The 641-nt window shown below is 58.2% G+C and carries 2 protein-coding genes; both read left to right on the top strand.

Annotation, left to right across the window (positions count from 1 at the left end; all coding sequences use genetic code 11):
• Positions 1–264, top strand: a 264-nt coding sequence (locus NKH57_RS33775; RefSeq protein WP_352950702.1) for a PRC-barrel domain-containing protein, incomplete at its 5' end; no start/stop codon positions are given.
• Between the two features lie 84 nt (positions 265–348).
• A complete protein-coding gene (locus tag NKH57_RS33770; protein ID WP_352485736.1) occupies positions 349–627 on the top strand; it encodes a hypothetical protein in 279 nt (92 codons plus the stop codon).
• The last annotated feature ends 14 nt before the right edge of the window (positions 628–641 follow it).

Here is a 641-nt window from a genome sequence, read left to right as displayed (position 1 = left end):
GTGATGCTCGAAAAGACCGCGAATGGCATCATGTTCGCAGTGATTTCCTTTGGCGGTTTTCTGGGCATCGGTGAAAGATACCACGCGGTGCCATGGTCCCTCTTGGATTATGATCCGGACCGCGGCGGATACGTTGTCTCTTTCAGCACAGATCAGCTCAAGGCCGCGCCCGCCTACTCGATCGATGAACTCACCGTCGATGATGGAAGGCCGGCCCGCGAAGCTTCGTATCGATATTGGAGGGTCGAACCCTACTGGCACTGATCGTTATGCCAGCCCTTGCGGCGTATGCTGATGTGGGCGCGAATGCGCGCTCCGAAGGTGAATGCCGAAGCCTAGGAGAGCCCGATGACACCAGGCCCGATGACACCAGGTAAGAAACCTGTCGTCACATCCGAAGGACCAGCACTCGAAAAGCAGGATTGGGACGCGATCCGAGGCAGCGAGGTTCTTCCGGATGGTGTGCCGCCAGACGGCGACAGTCGCAACGCCACCGAGAAGAGTGGTGAATTGCCCGACGAAGAGGACGATAACGCGTACCAGAACAGCGACGAAGCGCTGCCGGATGACGAGGAAGAGCGTCTCATTTCGCAGAACCCCTCGAAGCTGGACATCGACGAGCCGTAGAATTCCCTCAGTCG

The sequence above is a fragment of the Mesorhizobium sp. M1050 genome, from assembly GCF_040318715.1.
In the GTDB taxonomy this organism is placed as follows: Bacteria; Pseudomonadota; Alphaproteobacteria; order Rhizobiales; family Rhizobiaceae; genus Mesorhizobium.
Note: the sequence above shows the minus strand (reverse complement) of the source record. Positions and strands in the feature narration are given on the sequence as shown.

Coding starts and splice junctions, on each gene's coding strand:
- NKH57_RS33770 (WP_352485736.1), top strand. CDS start 349: ATGACACCAGGCCCGATGACACCAGGTAAGAAACCTGTCGTCACATCC.